18 protein-coding genes are annotated in these 18,896 nt (G+C 64.8%); 10 read left to right on the top strand and 8 right to left on the bottom strand.

The features are described from left to right. The first annotated feature begins 388 nt into the window (after positions 1–388). Positions 389–958, top strand: coding sequence for a GNAT family N-acetyltransferase (locus VL52_RS16800; RefSeq protein ID WP_052729367.1), 570 nt, complete (start codon positions 389–391; stop codon positions 956–958). Between the two features lie 3 nt (positions 959–961). On the opposite strand, the gene VL52_RS16795 is transcribed toward VL52_RS16800, so the two are convergent. The 4 genes from VL52_RS16795 to VL52_RS16780 all read right to left on the bottom strand — a co-directional run bounded on the left by VL52_RS16795 (position 962) and on the right by VL52_RS16780 (position 4,170). Continuing rightward, the gene (locus VL52_RS16795) at positions 962–1,315 is read right to left on the bottom strand and encodes a hypothetical protein (RefSeq protein ID WP_046158112.1); all 354 of its coding nucleotides are present in this window, start codon (positions 1,313–1,315) and stop codon (positions 962–964) included. Between the two features lie 142 nt (positions 1,316–1,457). Then, positions 1,458–2,468, bottom strand: coding sequence for a BMP family lipoprotein (locus tag VL52_RS16790; protein ID WP_082113806.1), 1,011 nt, complete (start codon positions 2,466–2,468; stop codon positions 1,458–1,460). 292 nt (positions 2,469–2,760) lie between these two features. Next, complete coding sequence (locus VL52_RS16785; protein ID WP_046158111.1) at positions 2,761–3,561, bottom strand: siderophore-interacting protein; 801 nt, start codon at positions 3,559–3,561, stop codon at positions 2,761–2,763. A gap of 9 nt (positions 3,562–3,570) precedes the next feature. Continuing rightward, a complete protein-coding gene (locus VL52_RS16780) occupies positions 3,571–4,170 on the bottom strand; it encodes a PadR family transcriptional regulator (RefSeq protein ID WP_052717343.1) in 600 nt (199 codons plus the stop codon). A gap of 200 nt (positions 4,171–4,370) precedes the next feature. Here VL52_RS16780 and VL52_RS16775 point away from each other — a divergent pair, with 200 nt between their 5' ends. Further along, positions 4,371–6,005, top strand: coding sequence for a methyl-accepting chemotaxis protein (locus VL52_RS16775; protein WP_046158109.1), 1,635 nt, complete (start codon positions 4,371–4,373; stop codon positions 6,003–6,005). A gap of 3 nt (positions 6,006–6,008) precedes the next feature. On the opposite strand, the gene VL52_RS16770 is transcribed toward VL52_RS16775, so the two are convergent. Further along, positions 6,009–6,923, bottom strand: coding sequence for a TIGR02285 family protein (locus tag VL52_RS16770; RefSeq protein WP_046158108.1), 915 nt, complete (start codon positions 6,921–6,923; stop codon positions 6,009–6,011). A gap of 282 nt (positions 6,924–7,205) precedes the next feature. Between VL52_RS16770 and VL52_RS16765 the strand changes: the two genes are divergently transcribed. The 5 genes from VL52_RS16765 (at position 7,206) to VL52_RS16745 (ending at position 12,775) form a co-directional block, all read left to right on the top strand. Further along, the gene (locus tag VL52_RS16765) at positions 7,206–7,706 is read left to right on the top strand and encodes a metal-dependent hydrolase (RefSeq protein ID WP_046158107.1); all 501 of its coding nucleotides are present in this window, start codon (positions 7,206–7,208) and stop codon (positions 7,704–7,706) included. A gap of 168 nt (positions 7,707–7,874) precedes the next feature. Continuing rightward, positions 7,875–8,855, top strand: coding sequence for a secretion protein HlyD (hlyD, locus tag VL52_RS16760; protein WP_046158106.1), 981 nt, complete (start codon positions 7,875–7,877; stop codon positions 8,853–8,855). Beyond that, positions 8,852–10,570, top strand: coding sequence for an ATP-binding cassette domain-containing protein (locus VL52_RS16755; protein ID WP_046158105.1), 1,719 nt, complete (start codon positions 8,852–8,854; stop codon positions 10,568–10,570). Before hlyD ends, VL52_RS16755 begins: the two co-directional genes overlap by 4 nt. Continuing rightward, positions 10,567–11,679: an ABC transporter permease gene (locus VL52_RS16750; RefSeq protein WP_046158104.1), complete on the top strand. Its 1,113-nt coding sequence runs from the start codon at positions 10,567–10,569 to the stop codon at positions 11,677–11,679. The genes VL52_RS16755 and VL52_RS16750 overlap by 4 nt, the downstream gene beginning before the upstream one ends. Before the next feature lie 4 nt (positions 11,680–11,683). Beyond that, positions 11,684–12,775 carry an ABC transporter permease gene (locus VL52_RS16745; RefSeq protein ID WP_046158103.1) on the top strand — a complete coding sequence of 364 codons (1,092 nt, stop codon included), beginning with the start codon at positions 11,684–11,686 and terminating at the stop codon, positions 12,773–12,775. 6 nt (positions 12,776–12,781) lie between these two features. Here the strand turns inward: VL52_RS16745 and VL52_RS16740 are convergent, their stop codons facing one another. Then, a complete protein-coding gene (locus VL52_RS16740) occupies positions 12,782–13,393 on the bottom strand; it encodes a TetR family transcriptional regulator (RefSeq protein WP_046158102.1) in 612 nt (203 codons plus the stop codon). Positions 13,394–13,508: 115 nt separating this feature from the next. On the opposite strand from VL52_RS16740, the gene VL52_RS16735 reads away from it, so the two are divergent. The 3 genes from VL52_RS16735 (at position 13,509) to VL52_RS16725 (ending at position 17,143) form a co-directional block, all read left to right on the top strand. Continuing rightward, the gene (locus tag VL52_RS16735) at positions 13,509–14,882 is read left to right on the top strand and encodes an MATE family efflux transporter (RefSeq protein WP_046158101.1); all 1,374 of its coding nucleotides are present in this window, start codon (positions 13,509–13,511) and stop codon (positions 14,880–14,882) included. Positions 14,883–14,948: 66 nt separating this feature from the next. Beyond that, positions 14,949–16,160: a M24 family metallopeptidase gene (locus VL52_RS16730; protein ID WP_046158100.1), complete on the top strand. Its 1,212-nt coding sequence runs from the start codon at positions 14,949–14,951 to the stop codon at positions 16,158–16,160. A 275-nt stretch (positions 16,161–16,435) separates the two neighbouring features. Next, complete coding sequence (locus VL52_RS16725; protein WP_144410306.1) at positions 16,436–17,143, top strand: hypothetical protein; 708 nt, start codon at positions 16,436–16,438, stop codon at positions 17,141–17,143. Between the two features lie 62 nt (positions 17,144–17,205). Here the strand turns inward: VL52_RS16725 and VL52_RS16720 are convergent, their stop codons facing one another. Both VL52_RS16720 and VL52_RS16715 read right to left on the bottom strand, forming a co-directional pair. Continuing rightward, entirely contained in the window at positions 17,206–18,279 is a 1,074-nt protein-coding gene (locus tag VL52_RS16720; RefSeq protein ID WP_046158098.1) for an acyl-CoA desaturase, read from the bottom strand. Continuing rightward, positions 18,267–18,896, bottom strand: a 630-nt coding sequence (locus VL52_RS16715; protein ID WP_046158097.1) for a sterol desaturase family protein, incomplete at its 5' end; no start/stop codon positions are given. The genes VL52_RS16720 and VL52_RS16715, both read right to left, overlap by 13 nt.

Raw genomic sequence — 18,896 nt, 5'->3', positions numbered from 1 at the left:
ATGCAATTGCGCAAACAGAGATTGAATCGCACCATGGTCTCATGCCTGAGGCAAAAGAGTCCGACGCGGCCAAAAAGGATCACAATGGGCTGATATGCTTGGTTCAGATGCGCTACGGTCTAAGCCGGGAGGAGGCAGAAAAACAGGTCAGGGAATTCCTTGCAACCTGCAAATAGCGCTGTTCTTCCTGGGGAGCGTTGCCTAGTGGCGATGTCTTGGCGGTCAATTGAAACGACAAGAAGTCGTTTTGAAAGCATAACCGCTGACAAAACCTCGCAGAGAACCTGAGCCAAGGCGCGCCGACACAGGCTGTCTAGATAGTACGGCAAGGAAGCGCGACGCAGGATCAGGGGGATATAAATGATTAGCAGCAAGATGGATAAGCGAAGTGAATGTTTTGACCATCCCGTGCGAGGGCATGCCGCAGCCATTGCGGCGCGAGATCAATGCCATGTTGCACTTGGCCTATCGGTGCGATGGTGAAGTCAGCCCAGATGAAGCGCTGCATCGTCCTGAGCTCGAAGCCCGAGCATTCTATCTGAAGGATAACGGACGGCTTGCCGCCTACGCGTCGGTGTTTGGCAAAGCCATCACTCAACAGGGGCGGGTTTTCTCGTTGGGCAGCCTTGGCTGCGTCGCCACTCATCCGGAGCTGCGCGGACGCGGCCTGGGCGAGCGCGTTGTCGTGGCCGCTTCGGATTGGCTCAGAACTTGCGGCCGTTACGACATCGCCGCGTTTTCCTGCGACGCCGGGCTGCTGCCGTTCTATCGACGGGCGGCGGGCTGGGAGGCTGCCGACGTCGTTCTGGTCGCCAACGAGAATGAAAACGCCTTGCGCAGCGATACGCTGGGCAAGGTTGTTATGCTGGAGCTGTTATCGGGCCGGGCGAGGACCGCCGAGCCATTGTTTCGCGGCGCGACGATCAATCTGGACCTGCCGCCGGGAGAGTTTGTCTGAAGATCAGCGCGGCGATTTGCGGCGCGAAGCCTTGCCGGGCAATTGCATGCCCAGTTCCAGTTCGAACAGGCTGCCGGTGCGGCCGGTCTGCGATTGACAGGCGATCATCAGCGCGCGGTTGATCGCCTCTTTCTTGCTGACGCCCCACCACTCGATCATCTTGTCCAAAGACTTCTGCGCGTCCCGGCTCAGCTCCACCGTCACCGACAACTCCTGCAGCCGGTTTCGGCGCAGCTCGCGGCTGCGGCGCTTGCGTTCGGCCACCGTCATCGCACGTTCGCCCAGCGGTTTGCGGCCCGGTTTTTTGGCCACCCCGCCTATCAGGTCGAAGGTGTAGTGATCGCAAGGGTCTTTCATTGATGAGTGACAGGTCACGGCAAAATAAACGAGGGGGCGCAAGAATACCATAAACAGGACATTTGCGCTGAAAGCAGAAGCGCCTGGGCAATAAAAAAAGCCCCGCATGCGGGGCTTTCCTGCAAACCGGATCCGGCGAGGCTCAGTTCACCGGGCAGCTGTTGGCTGCGCGGTAGTCCACCACCTTGATCTTGCCGGCGATGATATCCTTGCGCGCGGCGACGATCTTCTTTTCCATTTCCGGCGTGATCAGCGCGCGGTTGTACTGGTCCAGCGCCCAGTCCACGCCGTTTTCCTTCAGGCCCATCAGCTTGGTGCTGGGCTTCCACTTGCCGTCTTTGGCGTCGCGCATGGTTTCGTACACGGCGTTGTCCACGCGCTTGACCATGGAGGTCAGCACGGTGCCTGGCTGCATGTAGTTCTGGTTGCTGTCCACGCCGATGTAGTACTTGCCGGAGGCCTTGGCGGCCTGGATCACGCCCACGTTCGACAGCGCGGCCGCGGCGAAGATCACGTCGGCGCCGCGGTCGAACTGGCTCTTGGCCAGTTCATTGCCGCGGGACGGGTCATTGAAGGCGGTGTGGGTGGTGCCCAGCATGTTCTGCAGCACCACGGCCTTCGGATTCACGTAGCGCGCGCCCTGCGCGTAACCGCAGCCGAAGGCGCGGATCAGCGGCACGTCCATGCCGCCCAGATAGCCAACCTTGCCGGTCTTGGATTTCAGCGCGGCGGCCATGCCGACCAGGAAGGAGCCTTCCTGTTCCTTGAAGGCGATGCTCTGCACATTGGCCCCCTTGGCCACCGAGTCCACCAGCGTGAACTTGGTGTTCGGGAATTCCTTGGCGACGGTCTCGATCGATTGGGTGTAGGCGAAGCCCACCGCCACTACCAGGTCGGCGCCTTTGCGCGCCATATTGCGCAGCACTTGTTCCTTCTGCGCATCGTTGCTGGGCTGACCTTCGCGGTAATTGATCTTGAACTCTTTCTTGAAGCGTTCGGCGCCGGTATAGGCCGCTTCATTGAAGCTCTTGTCGAACTTGCCGGCCTGGTCGTACACCACGGCCACGTTGAAGTCCTTGGCCAGCGCGGAGCCGGCGAGCAGGGCGGCAGCTACGGCGCATCCTGCGGTCTTGATCGCAAACGTCATTTTCATCAGCTTTTCTAGTAGTAGTTTTCGAGATGGCTTGCCCGCGAGCCTGTCGCGGGCGCTTCAACGAGGGGACATGCCGTGCCGGGGAGAGGGCGGCCTCGCGCGGCAGGATGCGACGAGGCGGGCGCCGCGCCGTCGTCAGACAGCGCATGCAACCCGCCCATTGAAGCGGCGAAATTCTACCCAGCGCCACCCCTCGTGTAAACCAATATAGACGAAACGCGCGCAAAAACCGCCGGCTCAGCCTTTCGGCATCCGCGGCGACCGCTTTGCGATGCGGGTCGCATCGCCGGCGTCACTCCTCGCTGATGCTTTCATGCGAGCCGGCGTCGCCGCGCTTCCAGTAGCCGGCCACCCGCATTCTGTCCTTGGACAAGCCGCGCTGCTTCAGTTGCTGGTGGATGGGGCGCATCTCGCCGCTTTCGCCCGCCGCCCAGACGAAGCCGGCGCCAGAGGGCAGGTCGCGCCCGTCCAGCGCTTGCTCCAGGCTCTCGCTCCGGCTCCGGTAGCGCCAGACGACTTCCACCCCGGCCGGCGCGGCCAGTTCGAAGCGGCAATCCGGACTGTCGGCCAGGATCAGCGCCAAGCCCCGCGCATCGTCCGGCAACTCCTCCAGCCTGCGGGCGATGGCTGGCAGCGCGGATTCGTCGCCGAGCAGCCAGTGCCAGTCGAAACCAGAGGGGATGACGCGCGAGCCGCGCGGACCGCCGATGCCCAGCTTGTCGCCGGGCTTGGCGCTCAAAGCCCAGTCGGCGGCGATGCCGCCCGCATGGACGACAAAATCGATATCCAGCTCTCCGGCGGCCGCGTCGTAGCGGCGCGGGGTGTAGTCGCGCATCGGCGGCTTGGGCTTATCGGCCGGGAAGCGGATGCCGCCATCCTCGGCGATGGCGGGCAAGGCGGGTTGTTCCGCGCCGGGCTCGGGGAAGAACAGCTTCACGTGGTCGTCGAAGGACGCGGAAACGAAGCCATCCAGGTCATCGCCCGCCAGGGTGATGCGCAGCATGGACGGAGACAGCCGCGATACACGCGCCACCTGCAGCAGACGGAAACGCAGGGGATGGCGCAGGCGTTGGATTTCAAGTTCGGTATTCATAAGATTTCCTCAGGATTTTTCCGCGCCGGCGATTTCGGCGACGGCGCGTTGCAGGATGGCCGCGATGCGGCGCTGTTCGTCAGGCTCCGCCTGGTCTCGTAGCAGCAGCGCGTGCTTCAGCGCGCGCCTGGCCTCGATCAGCTCGCGGGTCCAGCCTGCCGCGCCGTCCTCGCCGATTTCCTCGCCGGCGTAGGCGCGCCGCGCCAGCTCCATCTTGCGGCCGATGTGGGTCAGCTTGGCCAGCGTCAGCTCCACGTGTTCGCGATGGAGGGCCAATCGTTCCCGGCCGGCATCCGCGATGGCGTAGCACTTCCGCTTGCCGTGGCTGGCGGCGGTGACCTGGCCCGCTTCCTCCATGCGAGTGAGGGCGGGGTAGGCCACTCCTGGGCTGGGGCTGTAATAGCCGTTGGAGCGGGAGGCCAGCTCCTTGATCAGTTCGTAGCCATGACAGGAGCGCTCATTGATCAGAGCCAGCAGCAGCAGTTGGAGATCGTCGGAACCGAACTTGCGTCCGCGGGCCAGCGCGCCGTCATCGCCGCCGCGACGGTGCGATCCGCGCATCGCCCGCAGCATGCGGCGAATCGGGTATCGGTATGGATTGCATGGCATGGCTGGCCCTCTCTTCTGGATGGTATATCTTACGATATATATCGTAAGATATAAAGTCAAGAAGGAAAGCCAAGCTGGCGAGCGGATCAAACCTCAGCGCCATTTCCATGACAAAAATCAACAAAATACATTTGAATATTGAAATTGAATAATGGCATCGGTTATCGTTGGCAGTTGTTTACAAATTCCGTGAGCGAAACATGGCCAGAACCCTTTCCTTGAAACGGCGGCTGTTGCTGCAGACCGTCAGCGCGATCGTCCTGGTCTGCGTGCTGGGCGCCTTGCTGATGAATGCCCTGCGCCAGCAGATGATGGACGACAGGCACGACCAGGTGCGCAGCCAGGTGGAAAACGCCGCCAGCCTGGTGGCGATGCATGAAGAACAGGCCGCCGCCGGACTGGTGCCGGAGGCGGAGGCGCAGAAAATGGCGCTGCAGGAGCTGGCGAGGCTGCGCTTCGACGGCGACGAGTACTTCTTCACGCTGGACCGCAATTTGAAGTGGCTGTCGCACGGCATGAATCCCAAGCTGGTCGGCAAGGACATGCATAGCGTCAAGGACGGCGCCGGCGCCAATATCGGCGCGCTGTTCGAACAAACCATGCGCAGCGGCGGCGGCAAGGGCTTCGTCAACTACGTATGGGACAAGCCGGGCGCCAGCTCGCCGCAGCCCAAGCTCGCCTATTTCCAAAGCTCGCCGCGCTGGGGCTGGGTAGTGGGCACCGGGCTGTATCTGGATGACATCAACGCCATGCTGACGCGGCAGCTGCTGAGCGTGGGCGCGCAGGTGCTGCTGTTCATGGCAGTCAGCCTGTCGCTCGGCTGGTGGGTGTATCGCAGCGTGATGCGGGAGTTGGGCACGGAGCCCTCCGAAGCCGCCGACATCGTGCGCGAGATCGCCGCCGGCAAGCTTGACCGGGAGATACAGGTGGGCGCCGGTCATCAGGACAGCCTGCTGGCCCATATCCGGGAAATGCAGGGGCAACTTCGCCAACTGGTGGGCGACATCATGCGCGACGCCGAAGAGCTGGGCCGCCTGAACGCCGACGTGGTGGATGGCGCGCGCATGGTGGCCGGCAACTCCCAGGGGCAGAGCGAGGGCGCCGCGGCGATGGCGGCCTCGGTGGAGCAGCTGACCGTCAGCATCAACCATATCGCCCAGCACGCGTCCGACGCCCGCGCGGTATCTCAGGACTCCGGCCACCTGTCCGAAGCCGGCAGCCAGGTGATCGCGCGCGCGGTGGAGGAAATGCAGGGCATCAGCGCCACCGTGGACTTGACCGAAGCCGCCATCTCCGAGCTGGCCAGCAAGACATCCACCATCTCCAACATCATGCAGGTGATCAAGGACATTGCTGATCAGACCAATTTGCTGGCGCTGAACGCCGCCATCGAGGCGGCGCGGGCGGGCGAAACCGGCCGCGGCTTCGCGGTGGTGGCTGACGAGGTGCGCAAATTGTCGGAGCGCACGGCCAAGGCCACCGAGCAGACGGCGGACATGATCGCGGAGATCCAGGCCAGCTCGGACCTGTCTCGCAGGAATATGAGCGATACGGTGGCCAAGGTGAAAACCGGCCTGGAGCTGGCGGAGCAGGGCGGCGAGCTGATCCAGCAGATTCGCGGCAGCGCCAGCCAGGTGGTGCAGGTGGTCAACGACATCTCGCACGCGCTGCAAGAGCAAGGCACCGCCAGCCAGGACATCGCCCGCCACGTCGAGCAGATCGCCCAGGTGGCGTCCGGCAACGCGGTCGCAGCCACCCAGGCGTCGGAAAGCATACAGCGGATAGACGAGGTGACCGGCAACCTCAGGCTGTCGGTCGCGCAATTCCAGGTGTGACGCTCAAGGCCTCGCCAGCGAGTAGCGCGCGGGGTCAGCAGCCCGCGCGCGCTGGCGATAAAAGCGGTCCAGTTCGGCGCGATAACGCTGCGCGGATTCGGGAGAAAGCCAGCGATCCTGCGCCTGGCGGTAAGCCGGGTCGGAAACGACCTCGCTCAGAAGCTGGTCTATTTTCATCACCGCCATCCTTCCCCAGCGAGTGCGCGGGCAGGCGATGCCCACCGGGATCAGCGCCGCGCCGGCGATGGGCAGGCTGGTCAGCGGATGCTCCCGGCTCTGCTCGTCCCGGTATTTGAAGTTGGGCTCGTAATCCAGCGTGTAGTCGGCGCGCCCCAATTCCAGCAGTTTGAACAAGCCGTCGTTGGACGGGAGATTGGGAATCTCCCTGACGTTCGATCCGCCCTTGCTCTCCGCCAGCAGGCGGTCGATTTCAGCGGTGTAGCTTCTGCCGGCGGCGGTGATGCCGCGAACCCCGGGCTTGCGGATCAGCTTGTCGAGCACCGCCTCTCCCGCCTCGTTCAGCGGCGCTTGCGCCGCCGCCTCCTTGCGGATCACCAGCCGCAGCGGCAACTGCATGTGGGTCAGCGTGAAAAAGGCGAATTTCTCCCGCTCTGGCGTCGGAATCAGGTTCATCCTGCATAGCTGGCTGCCGCGTTGAAGTTCTAGCGTGCTGCGCGCGGTGCTCATCACCATGAAGCGATGCTCGGCCTCCGGCCAGCGCGCGATGATCAGCTTCAGGTAGATGTCGTTCTGGCCGGTGGTGGGTTTGCCGTCGCGAATGATGAAGTTGGGCGCCCAGTCGGACAATACCCAGGTGATCTGGTAGGGCTCGCTCGCGTGGGCTGCGGCGGAGGCAAGCGCCAGCAGGGCGAAACGGGCCAGATTGCGCCATGAGATGGCGGGCGGGAACACGAGCATCGACACTCCACGCGGCGCCAAGGCCGCTGAATTCATTCTAGACCGTCGATTTTCAGCAACCAATTCCTCGGCGGACGGTCTGTTCCTGCCTTACTGACGGATTTCGCGCGGTCTGCCTTGCCGCGACGGCGCAGACTGGGCTTTTCAGATGGCCGCTTTTGCTTCCGCCGCCCGACTGCAGTAGCATGTGCGCCCCGCGCAAGCGCGTGGTAGAGCAACGAAGCAACAGGCCGCAAAGGCAACAACAATAATGACTGACAATTTCCGCGGCGGGGTGGCGCCATGATGGTGGCCACCCATGTCGCATTCGGCGCGTTCTGCGCGGTTTCCGCGGCGCTGATCCTGCACTTGCCCGCCATGATGGCGGTGTTGCTGCTGGCCGGCGGGCTGGCCGGCTCGCTGCTGCCGGACATCGACCACCCCCAGAGCTGGCTCGGCCGGCGCATTCCCTTTCTTTCCCGCCCCATCGCCTATCTGTTCGGCCACCGCGGCATCACCCATAGCCTGCTGGCGGTGGTCGGCGTGTTCTACGCCAGCGCCGCCTGCCTGCATGGCTGGGACGTGCGGCTGGGCCATGCGATGCCCATGGTGCTGGGCCTGTGCGTCGGTTACGCCTCCCACCTAGTGGGCGATTGGCTGACACCCGCCGGCATTCCGCTGCTGTGGCCGATCCGGGTGCGTTTCCGGGCGCCGCTGATGCTGCTGCGCCCCAAAATGGCCGAGCCCATCATGACGGTGCTGCTATGGTTCGGCGCCGGCTTTTTGATGTCCCGCGCGCTCTAGCTGTTGCATCCGCGCCCCGGAAATCGCGCCGCCACCGGGATCGAGCGCGGAATGCCATGCGCGGCGGCCCCGCGCGGGTATGCTATCGGGTAGCCGCCGCATCCTGACTGTTTGGGCGGCGAGGCCGAATGGCGGATGCGCCCGCTTCCGGCCGGAACAGGGGACGGAATGAAAAAATGGATGGCGCCCGCGGCGCTGTTGCTGGCGGCTGCGCTGGCTGGGGGCTATTACCTTTACCAGCGAGAGGCCGAGGCCGCGCGCCAGGGCACGCTGTACGGCAACGTCGATATTCGCGAAGTGGTCCTGGCCTTCCGCGTCTCCGGCCGACTGGCCTCTGTGCTGGTGGACGAAGGCGACAGCGTGCAGCCGGGGCAGATCCTGGCGCGGCTCGATGTCGAGCCGCTGAAGAACAGCCTGAACGCCGCCCTGGCCAACGAGGCGGCGCTGGCGGCGCGCAACGCGCTGATGCGCAAGGGCAACCGCAGCGAAGACATCGCCCAGGCGCGCGCCAGGCTTGAGGCGGCCCAGGCCGCCGTGATCCAGTCCGAGAGCGAATACCGGCGCCAGCGCGATCTGGTGCCGGCCGGCGGCAGCAGCCGGCAATTGCTGGAGGCCGCCCGCTCGCAGCGCGATCAGTCGCTCGCCCAGCGCGACGCCGCCGTCCAGCAACTGAAGGCGCTGGTCGCAGGCTTCCGGCCCGAGGAGATCGCCGAATCCGACGCCCAATTGAAACAGGCCCGGGCCAGCCTCGCCTCCGCGCGCCTGGAGCTGAAAGACGCCAGCCTGCAATCCCCCAGCGCCGGCATCATCCTCGCCCGCGCAGTGGAGGCCGGCAGCATGGTCCAGGCCGGCACGCCGGCGTTCACGCTGTCGCTGCGCCAGCCGGTATGGGTCCGCGCCTATGTCGGCGAAACCCAGCTAGGCAAGTTCGCTGCCGGAACCGAAGTGCGGGTATCCAGCGACAGCCGCCCGGGCAAGACCTATCGCGGCGTGGTGGGTTTCGTGTCGCCCACGGCCGAGTTCACGCCCAAGTCGGTGGAGACGCCTGATCTGCGCACGGCGCTGGTCTACCGGATACGCGTGGTGGTCGGGGATGCCGACGCCGCGCTCAGCCAGGGCATGCCGGTGACGGTGAGGCTGGCGCAGTGAGCGCCGCGATTCGCGCCGTCGGGCTGGGCAAACGCTTTCCCGGCGCGGCGGCGGACGCGGTGTCCGGTGTGGATCTGGACATTCCGCCCGGCTGCGTGGCCGGATTGGTGGGGCCGGACGGAGCCGGCAAGACCACGCTGCTGCGCATGCTGGCCGGCTTGATGACGCCCAGCGCGGGGGAGGCGAGCGTGGCGGGGCTGAATCCCGTCGCCGACAGGGACGCGCTGCGGCGGAGCATAGGCTATATGCCGCAGAAGTTCGGCCTGTACGAAGACCTGACCGTGCAGGAAAACCTGGACCTGTACGCCGATTTGCGGGAAGTGCCCATCGCCGAGCGCGAGCGGGACTTCGCGCGCCTGCTGGCGCTGACCGATCTCGCGCCGTTCACGGGCCGCCACGCCGGCAAGCTGTCCGGCGGCATGAAGCAGAAGCTTGGCCTGGCCTGCTCGCTGCTGGGCAGACCGCGCGCCTTGCTGCTGGACGAGCCCGGCGTCGGCGTCGATCCGATCTCCCGGCGCGAGCTATGGAAGCTGATCCGCGCGCTGTCGGCCGACGGCATCACCGTGCTGCTCAGCACCGCCTACCTCGACGAGGCTGAATCCTGCGACAGAGTCTACCTGATGGCCGGCGGCCGGATCCGCGCCGGCGGGCCGCCCGCCGAACTGACCGCGCCGCTGTCCGGGCGCTGCCTGCAGCTGTCCGGCATCGCGGGCAACCGCCGGCGCCTGCTGCAGCGCCTGTTGCGCCAGCCGGCGCTGATGGACGGCACGATACAAGGGCACAGCCTGCGCCTGTTGCTGCGCGACGAAAGCCGCTGGCCCGACCTGGCCGCGGCGGAGGCGGGACCCGATGCCAAACTGCAGTCTGCCCGGCCCAGGCTTGAAGACGCGTTCATCAGCTTGCTGGGCGGCGGCCCGGGCGGGGACTCGGCGCTGGCGGAAGTGATGCCCGACCTGCCGCGCCGCGGCGACGAAGCCGTGATCGAGGCCCGGCGGCTGAGCAAGCGCTTCGGCGACTTCCGCGCCGCCGACGACATCAGCTTCGCGGTGCGCCGCGGCGAGGTGTTCGGCCTGCTGGGGCCTAACGGCGCTGGGAAGTCCACCACCTTCAAGATGGAATGCGGCCTGCTCAAGCCCAGCGAGGGGCAGGCGCTGGTCATGGGGCTGGACTTGAAAGCCAGTCCCAGCGCCGCCCGCCAGCAGCTGGGCTATATGGCGCAGAAGTTTTCGCTGTACGCGCAGCTGACGGTGCGGCGCAATCTGATGTTCTTCTCCGGCGTCTATGGCTTGGCGGGAAAGACGCAGCGCGACAAGGTGGCGCAGATGGAGCGGGTGTTCGGCCTGAGGCCGCACATGGACAGCCCGGCCGGCGAGCTGCCGCTGGGCTTCAAGCAACGGCTGGCACTGGCCTGCGCGGTGATGCATGAGCCGCCGCTGCTGTTTCTGGACGAGCCCACCTCCGGCGTCGATCCGGTCACTCGCCGGGAGTTCTGGACTCACATCAACGGCCTGGCGGAAAAAGGCGTCACCGTGCTGGTGACCACCCACTTCATGGATGAGGCCGAGTACTGCGACCGCATCGCGCTGGTCTATCGCGGCCGGCTGCTGGCGCTGGATACGCCGGACGCGCTCAAACGCCGCGTGGAGAGCGCGGCCTTGCCGGATCCGACGATGGAGGATGCCTTCATCCAGCTGGTGGAGGAGGCCGACCGATGAACCTGCGCCGCCTGGCCGCGCTGTGCCGCAAGGAGAGCTATCAGATCGTCCGCGACCCTAGCAGCATCCTGATCGCCTTCATCCTGCCGGTGGCGCTGTTGTTCATCCTGGGATACGCGGTGAATCTGGACTCCGCCCACATCCGGCTGGGTTTGCTGCGCGAGGATGGCGGCGGCGCCGCGCAACGGCTGGCCGCGACGCTGTACGCGACGCCGGCGCTGGACGTGCAGCCGCTGCGCTCCCGTCCGGAAATGGAGGAGAAGCTGGCCCACGGCAAGATACGCGGCGCGGTGGTGATTCGTGAGGGTTTCTCCCGCGAATGGGGCGCTGGGCGGGGAACGGTTCAGTTGCTGACCGACGGCGCGGAGCCGAACACCGCCAACTTCGTCGCCGCCTATGTCCAGGGCGCCTGGCTGCGCTGGCAACAGGCCGAAGGCGACGAGCGCGCCCAACCCATCACGCCAGCCATCGATATCCGCCAGCGCTTCTGGTTCAACCCCAGCGCGGAAAGCCCCAATTTCCTGGTGCCCGGCACCATCGCCATCGTGATGACCATCGTCGGCGCGCTATTGTCCTCGCTGGTGGTGGCGCGGGAATGGGAGCGGGGCACGATGGAAGCTTTGCTGGCCACGCCGGTGAGCCGCGCCGAGCTGCTGCTGTCCAAGATACTGCCGTATTACGCGCTGGGCATCGCCGCCATGCTGCTATGCCTGATCGTCGCCGTATTCGTGATGCGGGTGCCGTTCCGCGGGCCGCTGTGGCTGCTGTGGCTGATGTCCTCGCTATTCCTGGCTAACGCGCTGGGCATGGGTCTGTTCCTGTCCACGGTGATGCGCACCCAGTTCGACGCCGCCCAGGCCGCGCTGACCGCCGGCTACTTGCCGGCGCTGATGCTGTCCGGCTTCGTGTTCGAGATTTCCAGCATGCCGGCGCCGCTGCAATGGCTGACGCGCATCCTGCCGGCGCGCTATTTCGCCAGCACGCTGCAGACGCTGTTCCAGGCCGGGGTGATTCCATCGCTGCTGTGGTTCAATGCCGGCAGCCTGATTCTGTTGGGCGCGTTCTGGCTGGGGCAGACCGTGCGCAAAACCCGCCGCACCCTGGACTGAAGCCATGTGGCAACGATTGCTGTGGCTGATCATCAAGGAACTGCAGGCGCTGGCCGGCAACCGCCAGGGGCGGCTGTTGCTGGTGGTGCCGGTGCTGCTGCAGCTGCTGGTGTTTCCCTTCGCAGCCACGCTGGAGGTCAAGCATGCCAGCCTGGCGGTTTACAATCAGGATGCCGGCGCGGCCTCGCAGGAGCTGGTGAAGCGTCTGGCCGCCAGCGCCACGTTCGACCATATCGTGCCGATGCGCAGTCATGAGGCATTGCGCGACTGCGTAGACCGGCAATGCGCGCTGCTGGCGGTGGTGTTTCCGCAGGACTTCTCGCGCGCGCTGGCCGCCGGCCGCCCGGCCACGCTGCAGGTGATCGTGGATGGCCGCCGCTCCAACAGCGGGCAGATCGCCAGCGCCTATATCGGGCAAGTGGTCGCCGCTTACCAACAGGAGCGGGCCGGCCCGGGGCCGCAGCTGTCGGTGCGCAATCTGTACAACCCCAATCTGGAGTTCCAGTGGCACGTGCTGCCCAGCCTGGTGGCCATCATCACCACCATAGGCTGCCTGATCGTCACCGCCTTGTCGGTGGCGCGGGAGCGCGAGGAGGGCACTTACGACCAGTTGCTGGTGTCGCCGCTGACGCCGGCCTACGTGATGGCGGGCAAGGCGGTGCCCGGCGTGCTGGTGGCGCTGCTGCAGGGAGGGCTGATCGCCATCGCCGCGGTCTGGGCCTACCGGGTGCCCTTCGGCGGCTCCATTTTCCTGCTGCTGATCAGCATGGCCAGCTATGGGCTGGCGCTGGCCGGGGTGGGGCTGTTCATCTCGTCGATCTGCCGTACCCAGCAGCAGGCGTTTCTGGGCGTGTTTTCCTTCATGGTGCCGGCGGTGATCCTGTCAGGATACGTATCGCCGATCGAGAACATGCCGGACGCGCTGCAATGGCTGGCGCGGGCCAATCCGCTCAGCTACTTCATCCCCATCTTGAAGGGGGTGTTCCTGAAAGGCTATGGCCTCGCCGACGCCTGGCCATGGCTGCTGCCGCTGTGGCTGATCGCCGTGGCCACGCTGAGTCTGGCGCTATGGCGCTTCCGGCGCCATGTCGAGTAGCGGCGCTCAGCGCATGATGCTGGCCGCGTGCGGCAGACCCTGCAGCGCGCCGCGCAGAATCCGCTCGCAGCGGGGCAGGGCATCGGGGCTGGCTTCCAGCAGCTCGTACAAGCCCAGGAACAGGCAGACCAGATAGTCCGCCGCCAGTCCGATGTCCAGCGAGGCGGGCAGCTCGTTCTGGGCGATGGCCCGCCGCAGCTGCCTGCGCGCGTAATGCGTGGTCAACCGGTCCGCCAGTTCGCGCCGCCGCAACACGCTGCGGTTTTCCTCGATCTGCTCGCACTTCTGATACAGGATCTGGTACACCCGCTGCGGCGAACCCGGCTCCAGGAACTGGGCCAGGTAGTAAACGCCGGCCGCCACCAGCGTATCGCCGGCGGACTCGCCTTGAGAGGGGAAGCGCAGCGCGTCCAGCGCGAACGCGCGGTCTATCATCGCCTGGCACACTTCCATCTTGTTGTCGTAATGCCCGTACACCGCGCCGCGCGACACCTTCGCCGCGTCGGCGATCTCGGCCATGGTGGCGTTGGCGATGCCCTTGTCCAAAAACACCCGCTCCGCGCCATCCAGTATCGCGTCCCGGGTTTTCTGCGAGTCTTCCTTGGTTTTGCGGGCCATCCGTCTCTTCTTTCATGTCATTGTCCGTCACATTGTGTCATTAATTAATCAATCATGCATGATTAATTAAGTGCTAGAATGGCCATTCCTCATCGCTCTTTACTGTAACGACCCCATGCACAATACCAATACCCACATCCGTGACCTGGACACGCTTCCCGTCTCCACGCTGTTCTGGCGCTACGCCATCCCCTCTATCGCCGGCATGCTGGTAACCGGCCTGTATGCGGTGATAGACGGCATTTTTGTCGGCCACTACGTGGGCAGCCACGGCCTGGCGGCGATCAATCTGGCGTATCCGCTGGTGATGCTGCAAGTGGGCCTGGGCGCGATGATCAGCATGGGCGCTGCCACCCGGATCGCGATCCAGCAAGGCGCCGGCGACATGCGCGCCGCGCGCGGCACCTTGCTGGCGGCGCTGGCGCTGCTGGCTTTGCTGAGCGCGCTGATCCCCGCGCTGGGCCTGCCCAATATCGATCTGCTGCTGTCCTGGCTGAAAGCCGACGTTCAGCCCCAGGTGGCGGAACAGGCGCGCGGCTATCTGCTGCTGATGCTGTCCGGCGCCGGCTTGACCATGGGGCCGATGCTCCTGACCTATCTGGTGCGCAACGACGGGCGGCCCAAGCTGTCCACCGCCTTGATGACGCTGGGCGCGCTGCTGAACATCGGCCTGGATTATCTGTTCGTCGGCGTGATGGGCAAAGGCCTGGCCGGGGCGGCCATCGGCACGCTGCTGGCCGAGGCCGTAGTGCTGATTCTGGCGCTGGCGTATTTTTTCAGCCCGCGCGCGGCGCTGCGCATCCGACTGGGCCGGCTGCGGCCGGATTGGCAGGGGTTGTGGCCCATTCTGGCGCTGGGCGCGCCCAGCCTGCTGATGGAGCTCAACCTGGCCCTGCTGCTGTTCGCGCACAACCGCCAGCTGCTGGTGTGGGGCGACGATCTGAGCGTAGCCGCCTATGCGGTGGCGGGCTACAGCGAGTCGCTGTTCACGCTGGTGATCCATGGCTTGGCGGTGGGCATGCAACCGCTGCTGGGGCACGCCATCGGCGCAGGCCAGCCCGAACGGGCGCGCGCGGCTTTGCTGCATGGATTGAAAGTGGGCCTGGCCATCGGCGTGGCCGCATGGGCGGCGGTCCAGCTGTTTCCAGCCTGGATCGCCGGCTGGTACAGCGACGGCAGCAGCGAACTGATAGAAGCCGGCAGCCGCGCGCTGCGCCTGCATCTGCTGGCCATGCCGCTGGATGGACTGGTCATCGTCGGCGCGACAGCCTTGCAAGCCATGGCGCTGACCCGCCTCGCGCTGGGCGTGACCGTGGGCAAGACTGCGCTGCTGCTGCCAGCGCTGGCATTGCTGCCGATGGCCATGGGCCTGGACGGCGTATGGCTGGCCATGCCGCTGGTGAACCTGCTGCTTGGCGCGGCGGTCGCATTGCTGCTATGGAAGCAATTCGACCAGTTGCAAGGCGCAGCCGGCATTCGGCATGCATAACGGACGGAAATGATATTTGATTTATGTCATATTGATATCTCAAATCCAGAAATGGGAGGGGACGATATGGCGCATTTCGAACAGCCACGCCAGCAAGAGATGGCGCGCCGCGACCAACTGTTGCGCAACCGCCTGCTGGAGGCCGGCATCCAGCAATATGTGGCTAGCGGCACGGAGAGCATCTACTACCTGTCGGGCATCAGCTACGAACCGCTGGAGCGCCCGTTCTTCCTGTTGCTGGACGCCGCCAGCGGCAAGCGCAAGCTGCTGGTGCCCCAGCTTGAGCATGCGCACCTGAAGCAGGCCTGGAATGTCGCGGAAGAGGATGTTCACAGCTACCGCGAGTACCCGGCGCCGGCTGGGCAGCGTTGGGAGGACGCGCTGATTCCGCTGCTTTGCGACCGCTTTGCCTTCGACCCCGCCACGCCGCTGCACCACGCCGAATTCATGCAATCGGTGGGCGGCCGCGCCGACGACGCGCTGGACAGGATACGGATGGTCAAATCGCCATGGGAGATCGCCAAGCTGGCTCGCGCCGGACGCTACGCGGCGGAAGGCGTGAACCAGCTGCTGCGCGGCGTTTACGACGGCGTGTCCGTGGCGGAGGGCTATGCCACCGGCCAGCAGCTGCTGCGGCGGATCATCCGCGAGGAGCCGGATTTCGACCCGCTGTGCACCCGGGTGCTGCTGGCGCCCTGGCCGGCGCCGCTGAGCGCGCAGCCGCATGCGATTCCGCAGTTGTCGCAACGGCTGAAGGATGGCCCCCACGTGGTGATTTCCGTCGTGCGCCTGGACGGCTACACCGCCGAATGCGAGCGCACCTTCTTCACCCGCCCGCCCACAGCGGCCCAACGCGAGCGCTTCCAGCTGATGGGCGAAGCGCGCAGTCTAGCGATGTCCATGCTGAGGCCGGGCGTCGCCTGCGGCGAGATCGATGAAAAGGTCAACGACTTCCTGCAGGACAAGAGCTTCGGCGATTGGCGCTTGCGGCTGCACCGCTGCGGCCATGGCCTGGGCTTGGGCAATCACGAAGCACCCTGGCTGGCGCAGGGCAGCGCCGATGTATTGCAGGCCGGCATGGTGGTATCGATAGAGCCGGGCATCTATCTGGCGAATGAGGGAGGCTACCGCCATTCCGATACGCTGGCCGTCACCGACGAAGGCTGGATCAACCTGACCGGCCAGGCGGCGGTGGAGCTGGAGGCGTTGACCATTGCGGCGGCCAAGCCGGCCCAGAGAATGAAAGGCTATTTCATCCGCAAAATGGTTTCAGCCTAGTAGATATATCCTCTTGGATTTTCATCAATAAAATTAAACCCATCAAAATATAACTAGGCCAGTCTTTGACTGGCCTTTTTTCCTATTTCAGTCACTCAAACGTTTGAATTAATATTTGTGGCGAATATTTGCCGTTTTATTGCAATAAATTTCATGTTATTCGCAGTGAAAGTGATATTTTCCATTCAAATAAAATAGGGGCTAACATGTCTGAAATGGGAAAGTCCGTTGTCGTTGCGCCATCCTTGATGGATGCGCCCGACAGGGAAAAACTGGTGGATGAGTTATATCTGGTGCATTGCGATATATTCGATGGCGTCAGCAAGGAGGATTTCGCCAGCTATGTCGTATATTCCAAAGCCAACGAAACGCGCATTCTGATTCACAAGAACGCGCAGGGACAATCGGTTGGTTATTGCGCGATCCATTTCTTCGAACAAAACCTGGAAGGACGGCAGTCCACCGTGATTCGGATGGAGGCAGGGCTGATGCGCGCCTACCGCGGCAAAAACCGCAACGCGCCATTCGTTTGCCGCCAGGTGCTGGCTTACCGCCTGACCCGTCCTGGCCGCCGGGTCTATTACCTGGGCGCTTTGGTGCACCCATCCAGCTACATGCTGCTGGACAAGTACGCCACTCGGGTATGGCCCAGCGCCCAGCAATCCTCTGAGCTGGATTACGGCGGCGTGATCGTCCAGCTGGCGCGCCTGTTCGGCCTCAAGCCGGTGGACCCGGACAAGCCGGGCGTGGTCCACGTGGGCTGGCAAACGCGGGACAACGAGGGCGACCGCAGGCAGTGGCAAGCCAGCCCCAACTCGGCGGCCCAGTTCTACATCCACCGCAACCCCGGCTACACCAAGGGCCATGGTTTGCTGACGCTGGTGCCGATCACGCTGGGTTGCATGGCGCACGCCACCGGACGCATGTTATGGAACCGTCTGAGCCGGCTGTTCGCGCCGTACCCGCATGGCAACCGCGGCTAGAAAACGAAACGCCCGCGCAGCTGCGCGGGCATTTTTTTATCCAGGCGGACATCTCATAACTTTTATTCGGGCCGTCGTCCCATTCCCCGCAAGAAGTTCTGCTGCGCGCGCCAGAGCCCCTGATAACCGATGCGGCGATAGGGGAGGCCATGCCGGCGCGCCTGTTCCTCGACGATGAGGGCCAGCGCCGGATAGTGGCGGTGGCTGTAGGCCGGGAACAGGTGATGGGTAAGGTGCAGATGCAAGCCGCCCAGCAAATGCCCCAGCGCCCGCGGCCTAGGCTGCCAATCGCAGCAGGTCAGGAACTGGTGCTCATGCCAGGTATGCGGCATTTCCGCGCCTTCGGGGCTGAAAAACTCCACCTCGGCCCAATGGGTGCCCAGGATCATCGCTACCAGAAAACAGGACGCCGCCATCAAGCCGGCCAGATAGCAAAGCAGCAAGCCGCCCCAACCAATCGCGCCAGCCGGCAGGCAATACCAGGGCAACGCCAACAACAGGACCAGATGTCCCAGCTTGCCCAGCAGGAATCCGCCGACAGGAACGGGCTGATTGTCGTATTGCCGCAGCTTGCTTTTGCCCAGCAGGTCCAGCCAATCACCGTACCAGCACAGGTAGGGCAGGGACAGGGCCGCCACTAGCGGCCAGTAGCGGTGCTGGAAGCGGAACTGCGGCGCCCAGTCCTGGAACGGCGTTTGCCGCAGGAAAGGGTTGGGCTCGATATCCAGGTCGTAGCCGTCGATATTGGGGTAGGTATGGTGCAGGTGCACATGCCGCCGGGTCCAGATGTCGGCGTCGATGCCCATCGGCAGGCTGGCGGCGCGGGTCAGCCACTGGTTGAGCCTTGCGTTGCGAAACAGGGCGCCATGGGCGGCGTCGTGCAAGGTGTTCATCGCCAGCAGCATCGCCATGACGATGGCTGCGATGTAGGCCGGCGCGAACGACCACGCCGTCGTCGCGCGCAAAGCCAGCGCATAGCAAGCCAGGCTGAGCGCCGCCAGCGCCGCGCCCTTAAGCCCCACGCGCCAATCGGCGTGGCGATGGTCGCCGCGCTCGGCCAGGTAGGCCTGAGTTGCTCGCTGCAGGTCGATGCGGAACGGCAGTTGCGCCGACGATTGGAATCTCAGTTTGCCCATGCGGCCTCCCGCAGGCGCAGCCCGGCCAGACCATGGACAAGCAACAAAGCCAGCAAGGCCAATGCCCAGCCGTCGCGCATGCCGAACAAGCCGGCGCACAGCGCCGGCATCGCCAGCGTCAGCGCCAGCCAACCCATCCAGCCCCAGCGCCGCTCATCCGACATGCCGCCGATGGCGATGGTGCCGGCCACCAGGCAGGCGAATACGCTCCATTGGCCGATGGCGTCCCAGCCGGCTACCTGCTCCACGTAATAGATCACCATGCCGAACAGCAAAATCCCGCCGGTGGCGATGTAGGCGGCGGGCATCCGCATCGCGCGCCGCCCGGACGGAGCGAAACGGCGCCGGAACCAGGCTTGCAGCCCCTGGTTGCTGGCCCAGAAAGGGTTGTAGCCGGGCGAAGCCCCGTTCACGCCGTAATGCAGCGGGATGTCGTCGCGCTCGGGCTGATAGCTGCCGAACAGCTTGTCCCAGATCAGGAAGGTGCCGCCGAAGTTCTTGTTCAGGTACACCGGATGGGTGGCGTGGTGGACGCGATGATTGGACGGCGTCACCAGCACCCGGTCCAGCCAGCCGCTCTTGCCGACGAAGGCGTTGTGGTTGTACAGCTGCACCGC

The organism is Chromobacterium vaccinii (assembly GCF_000971335.1).
Classification (GTDB): Bacteria; Pseudomonadota; Gammaproteobacteria; order Burkholderiales; family Chromobacteriaceae; genus Chromobacterium; species Chromobacterium vaccinii.
Note: the sequence above shows the minus strand (reverse complement) of the source record. Positions and strands in the feature narration are given on the sequence as shown.